This window comes from Alistipes muris (assembly GCF_943193205.1).
GTDB classification, from domain to species: Bacteria; Bacteroidota; Bacteroidia; order Bacteroidales; family Rikenellaceae; genus Alistipes; species Alistipes muris.
This window is the reverse complement of the sequence record NZ_CALPDD010000007.1, coordinates 69,776-92,629: the sequence shown is the minus strand read 5'-3', so window position 1 is coordinate 92,629 and position 22,854 is coordinate 69,776. Positions and strand designations below refer to the sequence as shown.

Below are 22,854 nucleotides of genomic sequence, written 5' to 3'. Positions count from 1 at the left end.
TTTCAACCCGCTGTAATCCATGTCCGCTCCGGGCCGTCTATGGCCGTTCGGCGGGCTTTTGCACCTCCCGGAATCGTCGTAATATTGCACCCGGAGCGCAGCTCGCCCTCACGACGGTACACGACCCGCATCGCCCTGCCGCGTCGCAACGCAGCGGCAACCATCGACGGGGAGAAACCCTTGATTTCGGAAAGCCGATTTTGAAGAATTTCGGAGGATTGTTTTGTGTCCGATCCATACCGTCGCCCGACGGTAGCGAGCTGTGTTTTTGTCCGACAAACTGCCGTTTGTCCGACAAAAACGCTCGCCCTGCGGGGCCGTTGCGGCGCTCCCGAGTCGCGCCACTTTTTGATTGATGATGATAATGGGAAAAAGAGATGAAACCAAGCCGCGGAGCTACAAGTACTCCTTCCGCCTGAACGAAGAACAGAACCTGCAATTCGGGCGGATGCTTACCGAGGCCGGATCGGAGGAGAACCGCAGCCGCTTTATCGCCCGCCGCATCTTCGGCGAAGCCTTTACGGTGGTCAGACGCGACCCCTCGAAGACGGAGTTCGTGGCCCGGCTGAACGACTTTTACTACCAATTCCAGCGCATCGGCAACAACTACAACCAAGTGGTCAAGGCCATCAACACGCACTTTTCGTCGGCAACCATACCTCGGCAGATTGCTGCGCTGGAGCAACGGACGAGCGAACTGAAGGCCCTGAGCGTAGAGATTCTGGACCTTGCCAAACGGTTGGCGAAGCAGTGGTAGCCAACATCCGCTCGGGCGCGACGGTCGGCGGCGCGCTCTACTACAACAAAGAGAAGGTCGACCGGGGCGACGCCGAAGTGCTCTTTACGCAGGGCATGCTGCCGCCGCTGGCGGACGACAGCCGGCTCGACATGGAGGCCTGCATGGAGAGTATCATGCCTTACCTCAAAGCCAACCGGCGCACGACGAACACCGTTTTCCACACCTCGCTCAACCCCGCGCCGGAGGACCGGCTGACCGATGAACAGCTCCGGGAGGTTGCCGCCGAGTATATGGAGCGGATGGGCTACGGGCGGCAGCCCTACATCGTTTTCAAGCACAAGGACATCCACCGCGAGCACCTGCACATCGTCTCGCTGCGCATCGACGCGGCGGGGCGCAAAATTCGGGATTCGCACGAAAGAGAGCGTTCGATGACGATTCTGCGCGATCTGGAATGCAAATACGGACTGCATCCCGTCGTGCCGGGACAGGAGCAGGACGCGGCGAACGAACTGCGGAAAGTGGACTACAAGGCGGGCAATATCAAGCAGCAGATTCAGTCCTCGGTGCGGGAGTGCCTGAAACGATACCGGTGCGCATCGTTCGGGGAATTTAGGACGCTGCTGGAGCTGTACAACATGCAGGTCGTGGAGATGACCGGGACGATCGAGGGCCGCGACTATGCGGGCATCGTCTACGGCGCGCGGGGCGACGACGGCTACGGCCGCGGCAAGCCCATCAAGTCGAGCCGCATCGGACGGGACGTGGGATATGAAGCCTTGCAGCGGTACTATGCCCGCTCGAAAGAGACGCTGCGCGAGCCGGGCGCCTTGGACGAGCTGCGGAGCAAGGTGCGCAACACCGTCCTGACGTCATGGTCGAAAGACTCCTTCTGCCGGCATCTGCGCGAGAAGGGCGTCGACGCCGTATTTCGGACCAATCCGACGGGCCGCATCTACGGCGTGACGTTCGTGGACCACCGCAGCGGCATCGTCGCCAACGGCTCGGCGCTCGGAAAGCTCTACGCGGCGAACGTCTTCAACGCGCTTTACGGGCGGTCGCAGCAGTTGGCTATGGACCCGTCGAGACGGCCCGAGGCACGCTCGTGGCAGGAGGCCTACCCGGCCTCGCACCCCGCCCGGGAGATACTGGAGCTGTTCGACATGCAAGTCAATGAGGAGCGCCAACTGGAGCAACGGAGAAAGAAAAAGAAGAGAAAAAACAGTTTTCGTAAAATCCAAGCTCCTTAACATATTAACCTCCTGTATTAGACAGGCGATTTTTGAGAATCATTGTCTCGAACTCGTCCCGAATTGTTATCCTTGTGAATAAGATATGCTTTTTGAGATAAAGAGAATTACATATAGATAGCTTTCAGCTGTTTATTCCGAATCCGAAATCGGGCTCAACAAGGCGCAATGTCTTATCTCCCGTGTCAACAATTTTTCGGGAACGACTGGACGGCAGAACCGCACTGCTATCCCTCTCTGGTAGGAGAAACGGGAAGCGACGATATGGCGAACATATTTATTACCTGTACGGATAATACGAAATCCCGGCTCGCCTTGTGGAAAATACTTAAACAAGCTCGCGAAATGAGCCTTTACGACCGGCAGAAGCCCCTCTACTGGATGGATTTCGGGAACGGTCAGACATTCGGTCAAGTACTGCTGGGAACGATCTCCCGAAAGATCAAACAACCGCACTCCGAAAAATACGAACCGGTTGCCGCGCTTCCGGTCATTACCGAATACACCGACCATGCTCGGGTGAAAGCCGAAGATTCGGGACCGAGCTGCTCGTTGGCCGAAGCACTGGAAAAACAAGACCTTTTCATCAATTCGACATTGGCACAGCTGGGCTGCAACATACTTTGGAAAATGTTCCGGAACGGCATGATCGAACACCGAGGTGCATATTTGAATCTTGATACTCTAAAAGTCAATCCGGTTTTGGTATAAGGATTCCATTATGAACCTTATAACGATAAAATGTAATCGGATGTATCGGCCTTTGTACAAAAAATATTATTTTTGTATAAATTCGATTCTTGTAGGAAATGATGAAATATCTTTATCTCGTAATATTACTATGTCTCTTTTATGGGTGCAATACGGCTTCGGAGATGGCGCTGAATCAGGCCGAAGTTCTGATGCAGGAAAAGCCTGATAGCTCATTAAATATTCTGGAGCAGATCGATCCCGACAATTTATCGCGTAGGAAAGACAAGGCAAAATACGCTCTGCTTTATTCACAGGCTCTCGATAAAAACTATTTTGACAAGACGAACGATTCCTTGATTCTCGTAGCAATCAACTATTATCAAGAGCATGGAACCGAGAGGGAAAAGATGCTTGCATATTACTATCTCGGCCGGGTGCAATATAATGCCCACGCCTACCAAAATGCCATTATTTCATTTCTGCAAGCCGAAGAATATGCTCTTCATGCAGGAGATTATCTTTATTGCGGTCTGATATATCGGAATATTTCCGATATATATAATGATACATACAACACCGCGGAAGAGTTGAAATATGCACAAAAAGCCTACGATTGTTTTTGCCAGGCAGACGCATCATTGCATAAAGATTATGCTTTATTGGCATTGGGAATCGCATATGGCAACGCATCCGATAGAACTAAAGAAAAAGAACTTTTGGAACAAACCATCGTTTTAGCTCAGGAGCGATGTGATACTGCGTTGTGGGGAGCATGCCTGAGTAGCTATGCCTTATGTCATGAAATCATACGAGATTATCGAAAAGCTAAAGAGTCCATATTGGCGATAAAAAACAGGTTAATGTTGCCGATAGATCATTCGGATTGGTCTACTCTCGCACATTGCTATGTTCAAGAGAATAAGACGGACAGCGTGGACTTCTGTTTGAATGAAGCATGGCATTCGGCCGCCACGTCGGCTGACAGCGCTAAGATTTCGCTTCGGATATATTGGATCGAGAAAATACGCAATAATCCGCAAAAAGCACTCAACGCATTGGAATATTGCAATGATTTTCAGATTACAGTATCTCGGCAAATGCTCCAGCAATCAGTAATTACTACTCAGCGAGACCATTTCCGCAGCCGAGCCGATGCCGCTACGTATAAGTTGAAAGCGAACCATCGCTTGGGAATCATTGTTATCCTATCTATCTGTCTTTTTGCAGGAGCAGTAATTTTTTGGCTGTACAGACGCATTCAACGGAAGAATACAGAAATAGAACGATATATGAATATCGCGAGCGATATTCAAGATGTATTGCAGAGCAAGAACACCGAGATGTCTCACTTGGTCACACAGCTTTTCCATGAAAAGTTTGAGCTTATAGACAGCTTGGGCTGCACCTATTACGAGCGTCGGGATACTCCGAACGAGCAAATCGCGATTTATAATGAGGTCAAACGGGCGATTCAGAATTTAGGCACCGACAAACAGACGAAGAGCGAATTGGAACGGATTGTGAATCTTTGCAACGAGGACATTTTGAAGAAAATCCGAGCGCAGATACCGGAGATAAAAATGGCGGACTACGACTTGTTCTGTTATCTTTGTGCCGGGTTTTCATACCGCGCCATCAGCATTTTCATGCAGACAAAAATAGATAATGTCTATAACCGAAAATCCCGTCTGAAAATGCTGATTGGTAATTCCGCAGCAGCATCCAAAGAAATATTTCTGCAAAACATCAGATAAACTTCTGATATTCAGTGTATCTATCAAGATACCCTTCCCCGTAAAGGAAAAGGTATCTAATAATCAACACGTTACGCATGTGATAGAAAATCGACATCTATCGCATGCGTAATTTATTTATTTTCAAAATATTACATCTGAACAATGATAGAATTTTTTAGCCCATTTTTTAGTCTTTATACTTTATTGTCTTGTACTTTTGTAGTATAGTAAATTAAATGCAACCCTAATGAAAAAAATTATTCTCGCAATTTGCCTGATAATGGGCATTGCAACTTCTCGAACTGTGCAAGGCGATGAAAAACAGGGCGACAGAAGCATTATAGTTCAAGACAAAACAAGAAAGTTAGGCCCCCGTAGTGTAGTATTGTTACCTGTCTGTTGGTACCATGGTTTCAGCAACTCGGTCGTGGTTGAATTTCCCGAGGATGATATTTCATTTACTGCAATGATCATCAATATTTCGACCGGCGAACAGTGGTTCGAGATGGGAAATAGCTCTATAGAGATAATCATCTCAGGTAATCCGGGTGATTATGTGATAGAGATAGAAACGGATTCCGACAGATCTTTTTATGGCAATTTCACATTATAGAAGTGTATTCAACTATGGCTTTGCCGGCCGTAGCAAATAAAAAGCCTTCCCGCGAGGAAGCCGAACCGAGCCTGAGAACTCACATGTCCAACAAAATCGTAGAAAGGCATCGCAAAGGTAGCAAATCTTTTCAGAATCGCAGTGCGATAATGAAAACGGCGGTTCCGGAATATCCGTCGAGAAGCAAAAGTCCGAACGAAATTAAAAACTTGAAAAACAACAAAAACTTACAACTATGAAATCGATGAAGAATTTCGCTGCACAGCAGCTCTCGAAAAAGGAAATGAACAACGTGAAGGGCGGTATGGAGCTTTTTTACTGCACATGGGGAAATGGAAATTCCAACTACTTTACAAGGGAACAAATTGTTCAAATCGCAATACGAGAAGAAACAATAAGAATGTCTTGTGTCCCTGCATGATAAATTTGCATCCGCCTGTTGACAACAACAGGCGGATGCAAAAAATCACAATTCCATGAAATCCATTCTTACCATTATTTTGCTGTTGTTCGGATTGCCGGTCTTTGCCCAGATCGACCCCGGGCAGATTTCGGGCATTACGGTGTTGAGCGATCCTTCCGAACTATATATATTCTTCTGGGATAAGGCGATCAGGGATACCGTCGATACGGCGCGTGTCGAAGTCGTCTACAACTTCCGTTGCAGGCAGGGGGAGCAGTGCCAGGATTATGTCATGATGCTGGAAGTGGGCGTCCGCCATACGAAATATTACAGTCCTCGCCTGCAATTGACCGACGACATCGCCATGAAGGTGGCAGCCGGACTCATCCGGGGCAGTTCGTCTCCGGGCCGTGATAATCGGGAGCAATATACGGCCGAGGAGCTCGCCATCGATTCGATGGCCGGCAAGAAGGAGTTCAACAGCGAGATTTGGGTCGATCTTGCAAACGGCGTTTTAACCGAGCGTTGCCATGATTACCAGCATCGCAATCTGAGTCTGGAATACAGCGAACATCGTCCGCAGTGGGAGTGGCAGCTGCTTCCCGAGTCGGATTCCATTGCGGGTTACGCGTGTATGACTGCCAAGGCGGTATTTCGCGGGCGGGAATGGAAAGTGTGGTTCGCACCCGAGCTGCCTTTCAACGCCGGACCGTGGAAATTTCTCGACTTGCCTGGGTTATTGCTCCGCGCCGAGGATTCGCAGGGCGATTATGTGTGGGAGTTCCACCAACTTTCGCAGCCGACCCGACCCCTTGTTTTCTATCGGGTGAAGTCGCGGGTGTTGCGTCGGAACGAGTGGCGCAAGTACATGCAGCGGCTCCACGATTCTCCTTTAGCCGTGTTAGGTGACAATGGAAGACATCTGTTTTACACGAAAGGCGCCAGGCAGCTGACCAATGATTGGACGATTCCCTACAACCCTCTCGAACTGGAATAGCGTATGATGCGTGCCGGGTTGTTTTTATAGTCGCTGCTCGTCTGCGGGGCACTCCATGTGCAGGTCCGTATCGTACCCCTCGAATTGGAATAATAATGAAGTATCGCCATGCGCCGTTTGTTCTCCTTGTTGTTTGTCTTGTCGTCGTGCGTCTCCGTTGCCTCGGCTCAGATTACCGTTTCGGGTACGGTCCGCAGTACTGGCAGCGGCCGGGCCGTGGAGAGCGTGAACGTCATGTTACTGGACACCGGGCGGCGCATCATGTACGGTTATGCGATTACGTCGGACAAGGGGGCTTATTCGATTCCGTGCAGCGCCAAGGTCGATTCACTGGTCGTGGCCGTCACGGGGTTCAACATCGCGGCACAATCCCGGCTCATCGCCGCACGGACACAGACGGTCGACTTCTCCGTAACGTTTTCCGAGTTGAGAATTCGTGAGGTCACGGTCAAAGCGCAACCTATCGAGCGGCATTCGGATACGTTGAGTTACAACGTCGCTTCGTTTGCCAACGTTACCGACCGCTCCATCGGCGACGTGTTGAAGAAGATGCCCGGCATCGAGGTGGCCAAGTCGGGCGAAATCAAGTACAACGGCAAATCGATCAACAAGTTCTACGTCGAGAACATGGATATGCTCGGCGGTCGCTACGGCATCGCTACCAACAACATACAGGCTAAGGACATCGCCCGGGTCGAGGTCTTCGAGAACCACCAGCCCATCCGGGCGCTGAACAAGCTCGTCAGTTCCGACCGCGCGGCCATCAACCTGCGGTTGAAGGATTCGGCCAAAGGCACCTGGAACGGTACGCTCCAGCTCGGTGCCGGGTACAAGCCGTGGATGTGGAATGCCGAGGCTGCTGCCATGTATTTCGGGCGTAAATTTCAGACGCTCGATACCTACAAAACCAATAATTCGGGCGACGACGTCGGCCGCGAGTTGCAATCGTTCTTCGATGGTTCGGATGCCGCGGCATCCCTGCTTGGCGTGCACAAACCTACACAGCCGGCTTTGGAGAAAGAGCGCTACCTCGACAATCAGGTGCACAGCGTCTCGGCCAACGCCATCGTCAAGCTCAAAAAGGAGTTGGAGCTGACGACCAACGCCTCCTACCTGCATGATTTGCAGAATTCCCGGGGAGGTTCGGTTACCACCTATTTCCTGCCCGATGCTCCTCCGCTCGTCGTCACGGAGCAGACACTCGCCGCACACCGCATCGACCGCACGGAGGTCGACTTTCTGCTGCGCTCCAATACCGACAAGCGTTATCTGCTTGAAAAGATTACTTTCGAGGGCGAGTGGAACCGCGATTGCGGCCGGGTACTCAGCGACGACGAGCAGGTAGACCAGCGCTTCCGGTTGCCGCGCATCACCCTGCGGAACCGTTTCTCGGCCATCCGGCGCATAGGGAAAACGTCGCTCAGTTTCAGCAGCGACACCGATTTCGGGTCGCAGCCCTCCTCGTTGCGCGTCACGCCCATGCTCTATCCCGAAGTGTTCGATTCTCCAATCGGTTATCCCGATGCCTTGCAAAGGCTCGACAGCCGCCGGTTCCGCACCCGCAACTCCGCCTATACGTCATATACCGTCCGGCGGTGGAGTTTCTTTCTGAGCGCCGGCTTCAATGCGCAGCTCGAACGTATGGATTCGGAGCTCTCGCCTATGAATGCCGACTGGCGGACGCTTCCCGCAGCGGACAGCATGCGCAACGACATCCGGTGGCGCAAGCTCGACGTGCTTGTGGGGCCCTCTGTCACTTACCGTGTCGGCGACAAATTCTCGGCCACGCTCTCCGTGCCGCTCGATTTCATGAGCCTGCGCGCCGAGGACAAGATAAGGGAGACCGTCGTTCGGAGCAACCGGTTGTTCGCGGCGCCGTCGTTCTCGCTCCAAGCTACCGTCACATACAACCTCAAATTCTCGGCCCGAGCTTCATACAACGAGTTGGTGGGTGGTCTGTACGATACCTACGGCGGTTATATCATGACCGACTACCGCATGATAGCCAGCAGACAGGGCGACGTCTCACGTAACCGGAGGCAGAACTACACCGCCTCGCTCTCTTACGGCAATGCCATCCGTGCCTTGTTCGGGTCGGTTGACGTCAGCTACTACCGTTCGAGACGCAATCTGATGTACGGTACCACCTACGAGGGTTCGTTGAGCCGCATCGAAGCTGTGGCGATGGACAACCGTTCGGAGGGCTACAACCTTGCCGCCAAGGTCAGCAAACGCTTCGACGGCATCGCCACCACGGTCAACCTTTCGGGCGGCTTCTCGCAGTCGTGGAACGAAGTGCTGCGGCAGGGAGAACTGCTGCTGACACGCTACGACCGTGCTACGGCAGGATTGTCGTTCAACACGCGCTTCACGCAGGCCGTGCGGTTCGATTACGGAGGCGAATACTCGCGCAGCGAGAGCAGGGCGGGCAGTGAGAAGCTGCGCCCCATCGATATGCTGCGGCAGCATGCAGCGCTCGATTTCATCATCCGCAAGAAATTCATCTGCCGTATCGGCGGCGAACACTTTTACAACGCAGCCATCGGAGGTCGGGACCGCAACATGTTCTTCCTCGATGCGTCGCTCTCCTACAAGAGCAAACGCGTGGAATACATGCTCGAAGGCCGCAACCTTTTAGACACCGGAACGTTCCGTTCGATCTCGCAAAGCGACATCACCGACTATGTCTACTCCTATAAACTCCGGCCGGCTTCAGTCATGTTCAAAATTAAGTTCAGCCTGAAATGATACTCCCTCATGAAGAATCCTGTACCTCGATTGCTTTATCGCCTATTCCATAGAGCGGGAATCAGAATAAGCCTCTTGAAAATAGAGGATGCTTATTCCCATCATCCGTTGCCGCATAGTCTGCGTTCGTTGAGCGACACGCTCGACGCACTGCATGTGCCCAACATGGTGTGCCGTCTGGAGTTCGGACAGCTTTTCGAGGTCGAGGGACCGTTCATTGCAGTTGCCGGTAACGGAGAATATCCGTTTTACCTCGTCGAAAAGCTGAATAAGGAGCAGCAGACCATTATGCTGTGTGCTGCATCCGGGAAGTCTGCTATCTTGACTTTCGAGCAGTTCAGAGCGGTATGGGACGGAACGGTGCTGTTGGCCGAAAAGGGCGAAGAGACGAAAGAGGAATCGCTCCCTATATACTGTATCAAACAAGCCTTAGCCTTTGTTGAACGAACCTCCGGCTATTGGCTGGCCGGATTGTTCGTCTTGTTGCTCGGCAGCGGAATGCTGCATGCCCTCGAATTTTCGGATCTGCGGTATGTTGTAAAAATCATCGGTATCGCGGTTTCGCTGGCAGCCGTATTCAAGGCTTCTTTCGACCCGCATCTCGCACAGCGTTTCTGCCGGCTTGGCAAACACTCCGACTGCAACGAGGTTTTCCGCTCGGCCGGGGCGAAGATTTTCGGCTGGGTATCGCTTGGAGAGTTGTCGTTGGTCTATTTTACCGTATCGCTTATTTGGGGGCTCTTCATAGCCCGAGAACCGGACGGTGTTTTTCCGTGGTTCGATATGCTGGCTTTGTTCTTTGTCGGCTACTCGTTCGTGTGGCAGATTTATCATCGCAAATGGTGTCCGCTGTGTCTGGCGATAGATGCGGTATTGGTTGTCGATTTCATATCGGAAATCGCAATAACACACGAATTGCGTTCAGGTTCGTTCTGTCCCGACTGGCTGACTTTCGGGTTGGCGTTTGCAATCGGAGTATTGTCCTTGCGTTGGCTTGTCGCATCGTTGGAACGGGCACAGGAGGTCGAATCGCTGAGTTATAAACATGAACGACTGCTCGGTTCGCCCGAGACGTTCTGGCATTTGCTCGCACAACAACCCATAACTGCCGTTGAAAGTCGGACGGCCATGCCGATAAGCAATGGTGCGGACGCCGAACACACGTTGACCGTCGTAATGAACCCGTCGTGCCCCAAATGTGCAAAAGTACATCGGGTTCTGAGTGAATTGGAAGGCTACCGAATCGGGCTGATTTTCGTCGTCAACGATGGCGACAAACATTCCCACGATGCTACGTTACGGTTGATTTCGGCCAGCCTTGAACGAGGATGGGAAGAGACGGAACGGATGATCGCCGAATGGTACGAGTATCACGAATTACCGGCCAAAGCGTCGATTCATCCCGATGCGGAGGAGATACTGAACAAGCATGTGAAATACTGCCGAGCGACCGGTATTTCGGGTACACCGACGATTCTTGTCGATGACCGTCGACTGCCCGATTTATACGATGCAACGGACTTGAAATACCTATTATAACAGATACGGGTTATCCGATTGTTGTTCGCTGCGGCTTTGCCGGCCGTGGCAAATAAAAAAGCCTTCCCACGAGGAAGCCGAACCGAGCCTGAGAACTCGCATGTCCAACCAAATCGCAGAAAGGCATCGCAAAAATAGTAAATCTTTTCAGAATCGCAGTGCGATAATGAAAACGGCGGTTCCGGAGCATCCGTCGACAAGCAAAAGTCCGAACAAAATTAAAAACCGAAAACAAAAATTACGACTATGAAATCGATGAAAGATTTCGCTGCCCAGCGGCTCTCGAAAAAAGAAATGAACGACGTGAAAGGCGGAGCAAAGGTCAGTTGTGATTTGATGATTGGCGAAGATATTTACAATCTCGGAGAGATTGAATCGTCTGATTATCGAGAGGTTCAACAGCGACTGCAAGAGGCCTATGGTGACATCGGCACTATTGAATGTCAACCTTGGCTATTGTAACACTCATCTGTAATTCACAATCCTATTAAGGGTTGTGAATTGTTCGAAAAGCAAAACAAGCCCATGAAATTTTCGTTGCTATTTTTTAATTTCGTCCTCTGTTGCGTTGTCTGCAAAGCCCAAAAGCCGATTCCATCACGGCTCGATCCACGAAATTATCCCAACGGCGTGGCGATGATTAACGATTCGGAGCTGGTGACATTCGGCTCCGACATTTCGGCATACGACACGTTGGATACAGCTCGTTACATGGCAACATATGATTTCACCTATCCGTCCAATGTCCGTCTTTCCGATCCTCCGCTGACCGACCGCATGACACTGGAGATCGGCAATCGGAAAACAGCCTTCTACAGCTTGGACCTTTTCAAGGACGACTCATTGTACACGTACCGCTGGAGACAATCGGGGAGGGCCGGTAATTTCAACTCCAACCATGTCCGGTTTTTGGTCTACGGAGATCGGCAGTCGCAGGAATTGGAGGTACAGCAGCGTATGCCGATGAAATCGGGACGTGTGGTCACAATCCCGGGAGAGGCCATCCCGCAATGGACGATCGACACACTCACATGCGAAATGCTGGGTTATCGATGCTTGCGGGCTACGACGCATTACGGCGGACGAGACTGGACAGTCTGGTTTACGCTGGAGATACCGTTCTCGGTCGGCCCGTGGAAATTGTGGGGGCTTCCCGGCTTGGTTCTGAGAGCCGAAGAGGTGCAGGGGATGTTCTCTTTTATCTGTACCTCCGTGATGGTTGCTGAGCGGCCGATTCGGCGCTATCGATGGCGCAGCGGCAAGCCGATCGACCACAACGCGTGGCTGAAACTCGAGGAGCGGATGCACCGTTCACCATACGCGATGTTTGGACAGGATACGCAGATTGTCAACATAGGTGATTCTCCCGGATTGATGGACGAAAATTGGGAGGTCCCTTACTGCCCGCTCGAACTGGAATAATGCGTGTTGTCCCACGTTGTTCGCTGCGGCTTTGCCGGCCGTGGCAAATAAAAAAGCCTTCCCACGAGGAAGCAAAACCGAGCCTGAGAACTCGCACGTCCAACCAAATCGCAGAAAGGCATCGCAAAGGTAGCAAATCTTTTCAGAATCGCAGTCACGCTAATGAAAACGGCGGTCCCGGAGCATCCGTCGACAAGTAAAAGTCCGAACAAAATTAAAAACTTGAGAAACAACAAAAATTTACAACTATGAAAACCATGAAGAATTTCGCTGCACAGCAGCTCTCGAAAAAAGAAATGAACGAAGTGAAAGGCGGACGTTTGTGCGGTCCTTTCCAATATGAATTTTCCTGTACATTTCATCTTCATGGTGGAGGAAGTGTCTCCGGACGAGTTTGTGCCTCCGATGGATTTTCCGCAGTGATTAAAGGAGGTTTGGAGATCGAAAAAAGTTTAGGTGGCGGTGCTATTGCTAATCAAACATGCCTTTGACGGATTTACTATATTTTGACATGGAGCATTGCTCCATGTCAAAATATTCACGAACTCTAAGATATGAAAAAATTCTTTTTTATTTTCGGAATGTTTCTGGCTGCATCGTGCCATTCAGGTGATATCAACGTAGATATTGCATTGGATTCGGACATATACGAGGAGAACGACCGGATATATCTTTTCGCACAATACGGAAATCAATTGGCATTGATCGATTCTTGCCGAATCACAGACGGCCGAGCCCTTTTTCGGGGAAAGATTCCACAAAAAGAAGTGCTTGCCGAGATTATGATTCCGAATAAGACAAGCCATATTTTACTGGTAGCCGAGGGTGAAAATATAAAGTTGCGTGTCAATAAACAAACGCGTTCTTTTTTCCCGATGTGCGAGGGCTCTTACGCAACGAAACGTATAGCGGAAATCGCCCGGCGATACCGGGAAATCGGTTATAGTAAACTGGACTCCCTGAAACGGTTGCATGACGAGCTTCCGGCCGATCATCCCGATTGCGAATCTCTCGCACGAACGATCCGCACCCACGAACGGGAATTGTCCGACTTGGTTTGCGATGCGCTGACCAACGACCGAAGCGTATTATTGGCCATTACGGCAAAAATGTGGTTTTGCGACTCGAATCCGGCGATTCCCGACGACAGCATGGCGCGGATCGTCGCCGGCATTTGTCGGCGATTTCCTGATGATCCGAATCTCGCTTCCATTGATCCCGAACGTCGGGCATCGCCGCCGACGTTGGAGAGTATGAAGGCTTTCAATCTGAAAGCGCAGTTGACCGGGCGTCCGTTGCCTTATCCGGATATGAAAGCGACGAAACAGCCCGAATCCATAGACTATGATGCTTATCCTGCTTACGGGATAGGCGACATCGTACAACCTTTTTCGCTCGTTGATCTATCCGGAACCGAGCAGAATATCGCTGATTATGATACGGAATTTCTGCTCGTAGATTTTTGGGCTTCGTGGTGCCGCCCTTGCCTTCATGAAATTCCGCATCTTTTAGCTGTCGGACAACGCTTCGACAAAGTTCTGACCATTTATGCCGTATCGCTCGACGAAGATTCGGAGACTTGGAAAAAAGCGGTCGAAAAAAACGGTATGCACCCGTTTGCCAACGTCCATCTATCCAAAGACATGCCGTCATTCGCCGAATTGGTAGCTCGATTCGGCATTCGAGCCATTCCTCATAATCTCTTGTTGAATCGCGAACGTCGAATTATCGCGGTCGATTTGCGAGGCGAGGCACTTGAGAAAGAAATGGAAAAGCTGATCGCACCCAATCCCCTCCCAAACTTGAATAATTAAGAACATACATGCCTTTTCCCCACTACACCCAGCTTGATGCGATGGATTGCGGGCCTACGTCGTTGCGGATCATCGCCCAGTACTACGGCAAGCACTATTCGTTGCAAAGTCTCCGCGAGAAGTGCCATATCTCGCGCGAGGGCGTTTCGTTGTTGGGCATCAGCGATGCCGCCGAGGCTATCGGGTTCCGTTCGACAGGCGTCAAGCTCTCTTGGGAGCAGCTGCGCGACGAGGCCAATTTGCCTTGCATCGTCCATTGGAACCAGCAGCACTTCGTCGTGGCCTATCGCATCGCCAGGCAGCATGGGCAGTGGTGGGTATGGGTTTCCGATCCGGCATCCGGATTGTTGAAATACAGCGAGGCTCAGTTCCGCAAGGCTTGGGAGCAAAGCCGCGAGCTGCCCGACCTTGCGGCCGTCCTCTCCGAACATCGGGCAGAACGCCCTGTTGCGTTGCCCGGCACTTCCGGTAGCAAAGGCATCGCCCTGCTTTTGGAGCCGACGCCGGCATTCTATAAGGAAAAAGGCGACGAGGATAAGCGCTTGCGGTTCGGTCAGCTGTTGCATTATCTCCGCCCCTATAAAAGTTACCTCATCCAGCTCACGTTGGCTATGCTCACCGCCAGCGTGTTGAGCCTTGTCTTGCCATTCCTCACCCAGTCGGTCGTCGACAAGGGTATCGGCACCGGCAATCTGTCGTTCGTCGTCATGATGCTTGTGGCGCAGGTCGTGCTGGTGCTGGGGCAGTTGGCCAATAACCTGATCCGTTCGTGGTTGATGCTTCACATGACCGCACGCATCAGTATTTCGCTCATTTCCGATTTCTTGGCCAAGCTCATGCGTCTGCCGATCGCTTTCTTCGACAGCAAAATGGTTGGCGACATCATGCAGCGCATCGGCGATTACGACCGCATCCAGACATTTCTGACCGGTTCGCTTCTCAGCATGGTCATGGCCGTCATTTCGTTCGTCATCTACGGTGCGGTCATGGGCGGTTACGATCTGACGATTCTCGGCATATTCCTCGTCGGCAGTGCGCTTTACGTGGGTTGGATCCTGCTCTTCATGAAGCGTCGCCGCAAACTCGATTACATGCGTTTTCAGGAGGCGGCCGCCAATCAGAGCAGCATCGTGCAGCTCATCAACGGTATGCAGGAGATCAAGCTCAACAACTGCGAGAAACAGAAGCGGTGGGAGTGGGAGCGCATCCAGGCCCGGTTGTTCCAAATCTCGATCAAGGGACTTGTACTCGGTCAGACGCAGGAAGTGGGCGGTACGTTCATCGATCAGACCAAGAACGTCGTCATTTCGTTTCTCGCCGCTTCGGCCGTTATCAGCGGTGACATGACCCTCGGCATGATGGTCGCCCTACAATACATCATCGGACAACTGAATGCTCCGCTGTCGCAGTTCATCCAGTTCGTGCAGGCGACGCAGGATGCCAAAATCTCGCTGGAACGACTATCCGAAATACAGGAAAAGGACGACGAAGAACCTGCCGACGAGGAACGCATCCGCGAGATACCGGAACATGCCGACATCGAATTCCGCAACGTAACGTTCCAGTACGACGGGCCGCACTCGGCCAAAGCACTGGACGATGTTTCGGTAACGATTCCGGCCAATAAGGTTACGGCCATCGTCGGCGCCAGCGGTTCGGGTAAAACCACCATGCTCAAAATGATGCTGGGTTTCTATGCGCCAGCCAGCGGCGAGGTGTCGCTGAACGGTCGCAAGGTCTCGCAGTATAACGCTTCGTGTTGGCGCCGCGCCTGCGGTACGGTGATGCAGGAGGGTTACATCTTTTCCGATACCATCGCCAATAACATCGGCGTCTCGGACGAGCGGCCCGATATGGAGCGGGTGCGGCGAGCTACGGCTATCGCCAATATCGATTCGTTCATCGACGAACTGCCGCTCGGTTACAATACCAGGATCGGTGCCGACGGCCACGGCTTGAGTGTCGGACAGAAACAGCGATTGTTAATTGCCCGGGCTGCCTACAAGGACGCCGGGTATCTCTTTTTCGACGAGGCGACCAATTCGCTCGACGCCAACAACGAGCGGACGATCATGGAGCGTTTGGAACAGCTTTTCAAAGATAAGACGGTCGTCGTCGTGGCGCATCGTCTTTCGACTGTGAAGAATGCCGATCATATCCTCGTCCTCGACCACGGCCGCATCGTCGAACAAGGTACGCACGCCGAACTGACGTCCAAGAAAGGATATTATTACGAGCTGGTCAAAAACCAGCTGGAATTGGGAAATTAAAAGAGGAAACATCATGCCGCAACGAGATAATTTTTACAGCGAGGAGGTTCAGGCCATTATGGGCAAGGCTCCGGCGTGGGTGGTGCGCTGGGGTATCACGGTTGTGCTGGCTATTTTTGTCGGCATTCTTGTCGGATGCTGGTTCGTCAAGTATCCCGACTTGATCGAAGCTCCGACTTCCATTACAACCCTGAATCCGCCGGCCGACCTCGTCGCACGTTACGACGGACTGATCGACACTTTGTGCGTCGCCGACGGAGAGTCGGTCGAGAAAGGGCACCTTGTCGCCGTGCTCCGCAATGCTGCTTCGTGGCGTGATGTAGAGTGCCTGTCTGCACGTCTCGCTGCCGCAGATTCTTTGTCTCCGGCTGAAATGATTGCTCTTCCGTGGCTCGACGAAACATACCAGCTCGGAGAGTTGCAGAGTACCTTCGCTGATTTCCAGAACCGATGCCGCGATTATCGGCATTACCTCGCTGTTGACAACATCGCACAGAAGAAGCAGTTGCTCTCCCGACAGATCGCCAAGAACCGCGAATATTACGCCAAACTCGAAAAGCAACGGCGCCTGCTGATAAAAGACCTCGACTATGGACATCGCATGTTGGAGCGCGATTCGGTGCTGCTGTCCGAAGCCGTCATCTCCTCGGCCGACTTCGAGACAACGGCGCAAAACTACCTTTCCAAGCAGAACTCTAAAGCCGGATTCGACGCTTCACTCACCTCTACCGAGCTACAAATTATCCAAGCCGAGCAACAAATCATCGAGTTGACAATCCAACAGGAAAATGAAATTGCGGAATATGAACGCAGTCTTACCCAAAGTTATCAGCAGTTGACGGCTCAAATCGCACAATGGAAACAGCAGTATGTCTTGGAGGCTCCGGCGGCAGGCCGTGTAACGTTGATGAATTATTGGAGCAAGAACCAGCATGTCGCCGTGGGCGATAAAATCGCCAGCATCGTTGCCGACGGTACGACCGAGGTGATCGGACGCCTGCAAATTTCCTCGGCCGGCTTCGGTAAAGTGAAAAACGGACAGACCGTCAACGTGAAGCTGAACGGTTATCCTTATATGGAGTTCGGAGTGTTGCGCGGTCGCATCCGGTCGTTGTCGGCCGTTCCTGAGCAGGTGCAGACAGCGAACGGTACAGCGATCGTCTATCTCGCCGAGGTCATTTTTCCGGAGGGTATGACTACCACTTACAAGCGCGATCTTCCGATGATTCAGCAGATGGATGGTTCGGCCGAAATCATCACCGACGACATGCGGCTCATCGAACGCTTCGTCCAGCCTGTCGTTTCACTCTTTAAAAACCGGTAAGATGTTAACAACCTTCCTCCTACGGTTTATTCTGCTCTTTCTGCTTGTCGCCTGCGGCACGGCTTATGGTCAGAACAGCGAAGCATGCGATCAAAGCGCCAACGAAGAAGTACCCGCTAATGCCGGCCCGTACGAAGCTGCCGATTCGACGATCCGCATCGACGAAGTCGTCATAAAGCATCGGTTCATCGAACTGCAGGCCGGGCGTTACACGGTATCGCTTGCCGGCAACCCCTTGGCTAAAAATCGTTTCTTGGGTGAGGTGCTGCCTCTGCTGCCGGGCTTGCGACGCGACAATGGCACATACAAGGTCGACGGAAGGGACGTCATAGCTATCTTTATCGACGATCGGCCGGCTTCGGCAGCCGAATTGAACGCGCTGCTGGCCGAGAATATCAGCTCGGTCGAAGTCCGAAGAGCTTCCTCCGGCGCACAGGATGCCGCTGAGCGAGGTGCCGAGTTGCGTGTCCGTCTGCGCCGGCTCTCGGACGGCGGTTATATGGGCAATGTGAATGTTGCGGTGGCAGTGCGGGACGACGGGTTCAGCAACATATCGTTCGACATGCCCGTAGGGATGAAATACGGCAAGTTCAACCTCTATAACTACGCCGCTTATCGTTATTTCAACGAAGTGCACCGCTACGGCAAACACTCGGAATACGAACGGCCTGTTCCGTTGGAAATTGTTTCCGACGAAGAGGAGCGAACTCTGCATCATACGGTCACGGAGCGGTTCAATCTGCTCTACGAAGCGACGACACGCCACAGCGTAGGATTCTCGGGCAACTTCAGCTATGCGTCGAGTACGCCGAAGATGATTTCCCGCAGCACGAGCTGTCCGTCCGCTCCGAAAGTATCAACATCGCAGACGCATTACGAATCGCGCGGAATGCTCGACGACATTGCATGGCAGGCGACCGCCTCGTATCTGTTCCGCATCGATTCGCTCGGCTCCGAACTGAAAGTCAATGCCGACTACCTGCGTCATACGACCGACAAGAAATATGGCTATGATAGCCGTACGGACGACGATGCGCCCGGCCACACCCACGAAGAAATGCATCCCTCGACCGATCTTTTCCGCAGCAAAGTCGACTGGGTGCAATGTTTCCACGAATCAATGTCGTTGAATACCGGCGCCGAATACTACCGTTACGGCATGCGACGCAGCTCCGAAACCACCGATGCCGGACAGCCTGCCGAAACCGAAAAAAGTCTTTTCCGCTATCGGGGACAGGGCACTGCACTCTATACTGAATTCAACGGCTCTTGGAAAAACTTCGATCTGTGTACCGGACTGCGTCTGCAATGGGATCGCATCGACCATTTCACGGCCGGCGACGATCGCTGGCACCGGAAAGACTATTTGCGCCTGATTCCCAACATTTCCGTCTCCTATGCAATCGAACCGGAAAAGGGTACTTCTTTCTCCGTGGACTACACGCGCGACGACGGGTACATCCCCTACGAACTGCTTTCGCCTTTGAAAGTGCGTGAAACGGAGTACACCTACCGCATAGGTAATCCCGATCTGACGCCCTCGCACGGATACGATCTCGGGGCGGTGTTGACCCTGCGCGAGAAGTGGACGCTGGGCTACAACCATTCGCGGGGCACCGACCTGGTCGAAAGTCTGATATTCATCGACCCCGATGACTCGCAGCAAACTTTCACACGCCCCGAAAACTGCGCGATGCAATCCTCGCACAGTCTCGATCTTTACTATACTGCTCGGATGAGCCGATGGCTGCATGTCAACTGGAACCTTTCCGGGTACCACACACGTTATGCCTATCGGGAAACGAACATCACGACCCGCGGGATAGGCATCTACCTTACAAATTCCATCCGTTTTGCGGAAAGTTGCGGCATGACCATAAGTTTCAATGCAACGACACCGCACAAGAAGCTGGAATACCGCCACAACGCAACCTATGCTCTGAATGCTTCTATCTACGCCCGGTTGTTCAAGAACCGGATTCATGCGGAACTGGCCTGCATAAATATCATCGCGAACACAAACGTCGTCGATACTTGGAACCGCGAAGAAACGTACATCTCCCGAATGAAATACCTCTCCAGCACCCGCTCTTTCCGCTTCTCCGTGAGCTACATCTTCAACAATTACCGCGGAACGAGCCAACCCAAACGCACCCGAACCCTTCAAGAAATCAAAAACGAATACAAATAGGAGGAAACCGAAAATCCTTGAAAGAGTAGGTAAACTAAAAAATTTTTTTATGAAAAAGTTTGAAGAACTGCCTCGATCAGAGGTTATCCAGACTTTGAGTCGGGATGAACAAGGTCATTTGACCGGCGGGTTTCTCGATCTTCCTGTTATTTCGGACAGCATCGACCCTCGTGTAAAAAACAAGGCCGGGCAATGTGAAAACATCAACTGTTCGAGTACGAAGAACAAAGCGTCGGATGGTTGCTCGAATTCGAATTGCGACTGCACTTGCAGCCAAATCAATGCGACATGCGTACCTAACCGTCTGTGTTAAATCATTATTTGACAAGGCACTCCTTTCGGGAGTGCCTTTATCGGGGAAATTATATGAAATTAAGCAAATACACTCTTTTCTTCAATGATGAAGACCGATTCATCGTTTACAACAGTTTGTATGATTCAATTATGATTTGCACATCTCAAGTTGTCGCTTTGATCCGAGATAATGAGGAATCGGTCGACTCTATTGAGAACATTCATCCCTCTTTGTTCAACTATTTGGCACAGAAAAAATTTATTGTTGCTGATGATTCGGATGAAGTTCAAGAGTTCATCTCTTCATTAGAACGAGAATTCGATGATGAGCGGGAGTATTCGATTACAATCAATCCGACAATGAACTGCAATCTCAAATGCTGGTATTGCTACGAAGAACATCTCGCACACAGCATGATGTCATCAGAAACAATGGATTCGATATGCAAATTATTGCAGTCTATTTTTGCGGAACACAAGGCAAAATCCCTGCATTTGAGTTTTTTCGGCGGCGAACCTCTTTTAGGCTTCAACAAATGTGTGAATCCGCTGATACAATACACAAATGAATTATGTAAAAGACATGACGCTGATTTTTCTTTCAGTTTTACAACCAATGCCGTGCTTTTAGCCCGAGATCTTTGCGACATTTTGTATGGTTATGGCCGGAACGTTTCCTTTCAAATACCGTTCGATGGAAGTAGAAAAGTGCACGATTCCATCAAACACACTTATAATAGGGAAGGAACATACGATACCATATTGGCCAATCTGAAATACGCATTGTCTAAAAATTTTCATGTTACGGCCAGATGCAACTATACTCGCGATTCCGCTGAGTCGTTTTCTGATTTTATAAATGATATTGCGCCTTTACTAAAGCAATACCCCGAAACCCTGAAAATTGCTTTCCAGCAGGTTTGGCAAGATGCCGAAAACGGAAAAGCATCGGAGATCATCGAAAAACTGGAAGCAAGAATCAATAACATAGGGGGCCGTTATTACACTCCGACAATGGATTCCAGCAGATGCTATGCGGACAAAAAGAATTCTTTCGTAATAAATTATAACGGAGACATATATCAATGCACCGCACGGGAATTCACTGAGATCAACAAGGAAGGCATATTGCAATCGGATGGCACGATTCTTCATAATGATCGCTATCGCTTGAGAATGGAAAGTCGTTTTTCCAATCCGGAATGTTTGGAATGCAAAGTTTTTCCTATATGTAATTTATGTACTCAAAAAAGAATCGAACGGGGAAACGACAAATGTCTTTGCTCGAACTATCCGAATTATAAGGACGATCTTGCAATATCTCGGATTAACTCATTGTATAAGTTTACCCGCATGAACAAGTCCGAATGAGAAAAATGATCTTTTCCGTATCGGTGCTCTTACTGCTATGCGTCCGGACGAACGCTTCGTCCAATCCGTTGTCTCACTCTTCAAAAACCGGTAATGTTATGCGTTTGCTAATCGTCTTATTCACCTTATTCGCATCCGTTGCCGGGCATGCACAAGAGCATTGCTGGACGCTGGACGAGTGCATCGCCTATGCTTACGAGCACAATATCGAAATCAAGGCGCAGGAGCTCGCGGCTGAGGAGAAGCGTATTGCACTCTCGGAATCGAAGTGGAGCTATGCGCCCGATATTTCAGCGTCGAGCAGTTATTCGCTTTCGACGGGCCGTGTGCTCGACCCTACGACCTACGAGTTCGTCGAACAGCAAACCGTCGGTGGCAACAGTACCTCCATAGGGGCGAACATAACCGTATTCAGCGGCCTGCGGAACATGTACAATCTCAAACGGGCCCAACTCGACCTTCGTTCGTCGCTGCTCTCCGTAGAGCAAACGCGCAACGATGTACGGCTGAATATTACGGCTTATTATTTAGAAATTTTGTGTGCTGAGGAGACGATCCGCGATGCCGAGCAAGTCGTTTCCGAGCTGAAGGTGCAGGTGGAGAAAACCGCAAAAAAAGTCGAGGCGCATAAGGTAACGATGGCCGATCTGCTTCAAATCCAATCGCAGCTGGCCGATGCAGAGAACGATGTGCTGACCGCCCGCAACAATTATGACATCGCACGACTGAACCTCTGCCAGCTCCTCGAAATCGATGATTATACATCGTTCCGCACGGCAGCCCCCGATGTTTCCGAACTTGTCCGTAACGGCATGACAGACGAACCGGCAGCTATTCTCGATGCTGTACAGTCGCTGCCCGAAGTGGAATCGGCGCGTGTCGGCATCGATCTCGCCCGTCGCAGCCTGCAAATCGCACGGGCAGCCTATTGGCCGACTATCTCGCTTTCGGCAGGTTATGGTTCCAGTTATTCGGATGCCCGGCAGAAGATGTTCCGGAATCCGGACGGTACCTATCGCTACGAGGCTTATCCGTTCTTCGAGCAGTACAAGGACAACGCGAGCAGTTATGTATCGCTGTCGCTCAATATCCCGATATTCGGCAAACTCACGACCCGCAAAAACGTACAGCGCCAGAAACTGGCCGTCCGACAAGCAGAATATGCATTGCAAACCGTCGAGAAGCAGGTAGCCAAAGAGGTTGCACAGGCGCTGATCGATGCCCGCACGGCATGGGCCCGCTATCTCGGGGTGCAACGCTATGTCGAATCGGCCGAAGAAGCGGCCCGGCAGGTCGGCCGCAAATACGACCTCGGTGTTGCTACGATTACCGATTACAATGCTGCCGTTACTGCGGCAGTCAAAGCCCGGTCGCAACTCCTGCAAGCCAAATACGAATATCTGTTCAAGATACGGATGCTCGAATATTATCGAAATAAATAGGTCTGCAA

16 protein-coding genes and 2 pseudogenes are annotated in these 22,854 nt (G+C 51.4%); all 18 read left to right on the top strand.

Features of this window, described 5'->3' with window-relative positions:
• Nucleotides 1–364: 364 nt before the first annotated feature.
• The 18 genes and pseudogenes from NFR47_RS05495 to NFR47_RS05410 all read left to right on the top strand — a co-directional run bounded on the left by NFR47_RS05495 (nucleotide 365) and on the right by NFR47_RS05410 (nucleotide 22,846).
• On the top strand, nucleotides 365–757 hold the full coding sequence (locus NFR47_RS05495) for a MobC family plasmid mobilization relaxosome protein (RefSeq protein ID WP_251214568.1): 393 nt from the start codon (nucleotides 365–367) through the stop codon (nucleotides 755–757).
• Complete coding sequence (mobB, locus tag NFR47_RS05490) at nucleotides 751–1,989, top strand: conjugal transfer protein MobB (RefSeq protein ID WP_251214567.1); 1,239 nt, start codon at nucleotides 751–753, stop codon at nucleotides 1,987–1,989. Before NFR47_RS05495 ends, mobB begins: the two co-directional genes overlap by 7 nt.
• 130 nt (nucleotides 1,990–2,119) lie before the next feature.
• Nucleotides 2,120–2,700 (top strand): annotated as a pseudogene (locus tag NFR47_RS05485) (PRTRC system ThiF family protein); the annotation flags it as partial.
• A gap of 164 nt (nucleotides 2,701–2,864) precedes the next feature.
• Complete coding sequence (locus tag NFR47_RS05480; protein WP_251214566.1) at nucleotides 2,865–4,436, top strand: hypothetical protein; 1,572 nt, start codon at nucleotides 2,865–2,867, stop codon at nucleotides 4,434–4,436.
• Between the two features lie 229 nt (nucleotides 4,437–4,665).
• Nucleotides 4,666–5,031, top strand: coding sequence for a hypothetical protein (locus NFR47_RS05475; RefSeq protein ID WP_251214565.1), 366 nt, complete (start codon nucleotides 4,666–4,668; stop codon nucleotides 5,029–5,031).
• Nucleotides 5,032–5,263: 232 nt separating this feature from the next.
• Nucleotides 5,264–5,452 (top strand): annotated as a pseudogene (locus NFR47_RS05470) (TIGR04149 family rSAM-modified RiPP); the annotation flags it as partial.
• 55 nt (nucleotides 5,453–5,507) lie between these two features.
• Nucleotides 5,508–6,431: a GLPGLI family protein gene (locus NFR47_RS05465; RefSeq protein WP_251214563.1), complete on the top strand. Its 924-nt coding sequence runs from the start codon at nucleotides 5,508–5,510 to the stop codon at nucleotides 6,429–6,431.
• Nucleotides 6,432–6,539: 108 nt separating this feature from the next.
• A complete protein-coding gene (locus tag NFR47_RS05460; RefSeq protein ID WP_251214562.1) occupies nucleotides 6,540–9,179 on the top strand; it encodes a TonB-dependent receptor in 2,640 nt (879 codons plus the stop codon).
• Between the two features lie 9 nt (nucleotides 9,180–9,188).
• Nucleotides 9,189–10,718, top strand: a complete 1,530-nt coding sequence (locus tag NFR47_RS05455; RefSeq protein ID WP_251214561.1) for a vitamin K epoxide reductase family protein — start codon at nucleotides 9,189–9,191, stop codon at nucleotides 10,716–10,718.
• A gap of 246 nt (nucleotides 10,719–10,964) precedes the next feature.
• The gene (locus NFR47_RS05450; protein ID WP_251214560.1) at nucleotides 10,965–11,180 is read left to right on the top strand and encodes a hypothetical protein; all 216 of its coding nucleotides are present in this window, start codon (nucleotides 10,965–10,967) and stop codon (nucleotides 11,178–11,180) included.
• Nucleotides 11,181–11,243: 63 nt separating this feature from the next.
• Complete coding sequence (locus NFR47_RS05445; RefSeq protein ID WP_251214559.1) at nucleotides 11,244–12,140, top strand: GLPGLI family protein; 897 nt, start codon at nucleotides 11,244–11,246, stop codon at nucleotides 12,138–12,140.
• Nucleotides 12,141–12,388: 248 nt separating this feature from the next.
• Nucleotides 12,389–12,631 carry a hypothetical protein gene (locus NFR47_RS05440; RefSeq protein WP_251214558.1) on the top strand — a complete coding sequence of 81 codons (243 nt, stop codon included), beginning with the start codon at nucleotides 12,389–12,391 and terminating at the stop codon, nucleotides 12,629–12,631.
• A 63-nt stretch (nucleotides 12,632–12,694) separates the two neighbouring features.
• The gene (locus tag NFR47_RS05435; protein ID WP_251214557.1) at nucleotides 12,695–13,954 is read left to right on the top strand and encodes a TlpA disulfide reductase family protein; all 1,260 of its coding nucleotides are present in this window, start codon (nucleotides 12,695–12,697) and stop codon (nucleotides 13,952–13,954) included.
• 8 nt (nucleotides 13,955–13,962) lie between these two features.
• On the top strand, nucleotides 13,963–16,224 hold the full coding sequence (locus NFR47_RS05430; protein ID WP_251214556.1) for a peptidase domain-containing ABC transporter: 2,262 nt from the start codon (nucleotides 13,963–13,965) through the stop codon (nucleotides 16,222–16,224).
• A gap of 13 nt (nucleotides 16,225–16,237) precedes the next feature.
• Complete coding sequence (locus NFR47_RS05425; RefSeq protein WP_251214555.1) at nucleotides 16,238–17,548, top strand: HlyD family secretion protein; 1,311 nt, start codon at nucleotides 16,238–16,240, stop codon at nucleotides 17,546–17,548.
• Nucleotide 17,549: 1 nt separating this feature from the next.
• Nucleotides 17,550–19,739, top strand: coding sequence for an outer membrane beta-barrel family protein (locus tag NFR47_RS05420; protein ID WP_251214554.1), 2,190 nt, complete (start codon nucleotides 17,550–17,552; stop codon nucleotides 19,737–19,739).
• Between the two features lie 366 nt (nucleotides 19,740–20,105).
• On the top strand, nucleotides 20,106–21,404 hold the full coding sequence (locus NFR47_RS05415) for a radical SAM/SPASM domain-containing protein (RefSeq protein WP_251214553.1): 1,299 nt from the start codon (nucleotides 20,106–20,108) through the stop codon (nucleotides 21,402–21,404).
• The gene (locus NFR47_RS05410; protein WP_251214552.1) at nucleotides 21,401–22,846 is read left to right on the top strand and encodes a TolC family protein; all 1,446 of its coding nucleotides are present in this window, start codon (nucleotides 21,401–21,403) and stop codon (nucleotides 22,844–22,846) included. The genes NFR47_RS05415 and NFR47_RS05410 overlap by 4 nt, the downstream gene beginning before the upstream one ends.
• Nucleotides 22,847–22,854: the final 8 nt, after the last annotated feature.

What these genes read in the sequence shown, in the direction of transcription:
- NFR47_RS05495 (WP_251214568.1), top strand. Translation starts at nt 365, where the DNA reads ATGGGAAAAAGAGATGAAACCAAGCCGCGGAGCTACAAGTACTCCTTC.
- NFR47_RS05480 (WP_251214566.1), top strand. Translation starts at nt 2,865, where the DNA reads ATGGCGCTGAATCAGGCCGAAGTTCTGATGCAGGAAAAGCCTGATAGC.
- NFR47_RS05475 (WP_251214565.1), top strand. Translation starts at nt 4,666, where the DNA reads ATGAAAAAAATTATTCTCGCAATTTGCCTGATAATGGGCATTGCAACT.
- NFR47_RS05465 (WP_251214563.1), top strand. Translation starts at nt 5,508, where the DNA reads ATGAAATCCATTCTTACCATTATTTTGCTGTTGTTCGGATTGCCGGTC.
- NFR47_RS05460 (WP_251214562.1), top strand. Translation starts at nt 6,540, where the DNA reads ATGCGCCGTTTGTTCTCCTTGTTGTTTGTCTTGTCGTCGTGCGTCTCC.
- NFR47_RS05455 (WP_251214561.1), top strand. Translation starts at nt 9,189, where the DNA reads ATGAAGAATCCTGTACCTCGATTGCTTTATCGCCTATTCCATAGAGCG.
- NFR47_RS05450 (WP_251214560.1), top strand. Translation starts at nt 10,965, where the DNA reads ATGAAATCGATGAAAGATTTCGCTGCCCAGCGGCTCTCGAAAAAAGAA.
- NFR47_RS05445 (WP_251214559.1), top strand. Translation starts at nt 11,244, where the DNA reads ATGAAATTTTCGTTGCTATTTTTTAATTTCGTCCTCTGTTGCGTTGTC.
- NFR47_RS05440 (WP_251214558.1), top strand. Translation starts at nt 12,389, where the DNA reads ATGAAAACCATGAAGAATTTCGCTGCACAGCAGCTCTCGAAAAAAGAA.
- NFR47_RS05435 (WP_251214557.1), top strand. Translation starts at nt 12,695, where the DNA reads ATGAAAAAATTCTTTTTTATTTTCGGAATGTTTCTGGCTGCATCGTGC.
- NFR47_RS05430 (WP_251214556.1), top strand. Translation starts at nt 13,963, where the DNA reads ATGCCTTTTCCCCACTACACCCAGCTTGATGCGATGGATTGCGGGCCT.
- NFR47_RS05425 (WP_251214555.1), top strand. Translation starts at nt 16,238, where the DNA reads ATGCCGCAACGAGATAATTTTTACAGCGAGGAGGTTCAGGCCATTATG.
- NFR47_RS05420 (WP_251214554.1), top strand. Translation starts at nt 17,550, where the DNA reads ATGTTAACAACCTTCCTCCTACGGTTTATTCTGCTCTTTCTGCTTGTC.
- NFR47_RS05415 (WP_251214553.1), top strand. Translation starts at nt 20,106, where the DNA reads ATGAAATTAAGCAAATACACTCTTTTCTTCAATGATGAAGACCGATTC.
- NFR47_RS05410 (WP_251214552.1), top strand. Translation starts at nt 21,401, where the DNA reads ATGAGAAAAATGATCTTTTCCGTATCGGTGCTCTTACTGCTATGCGTC.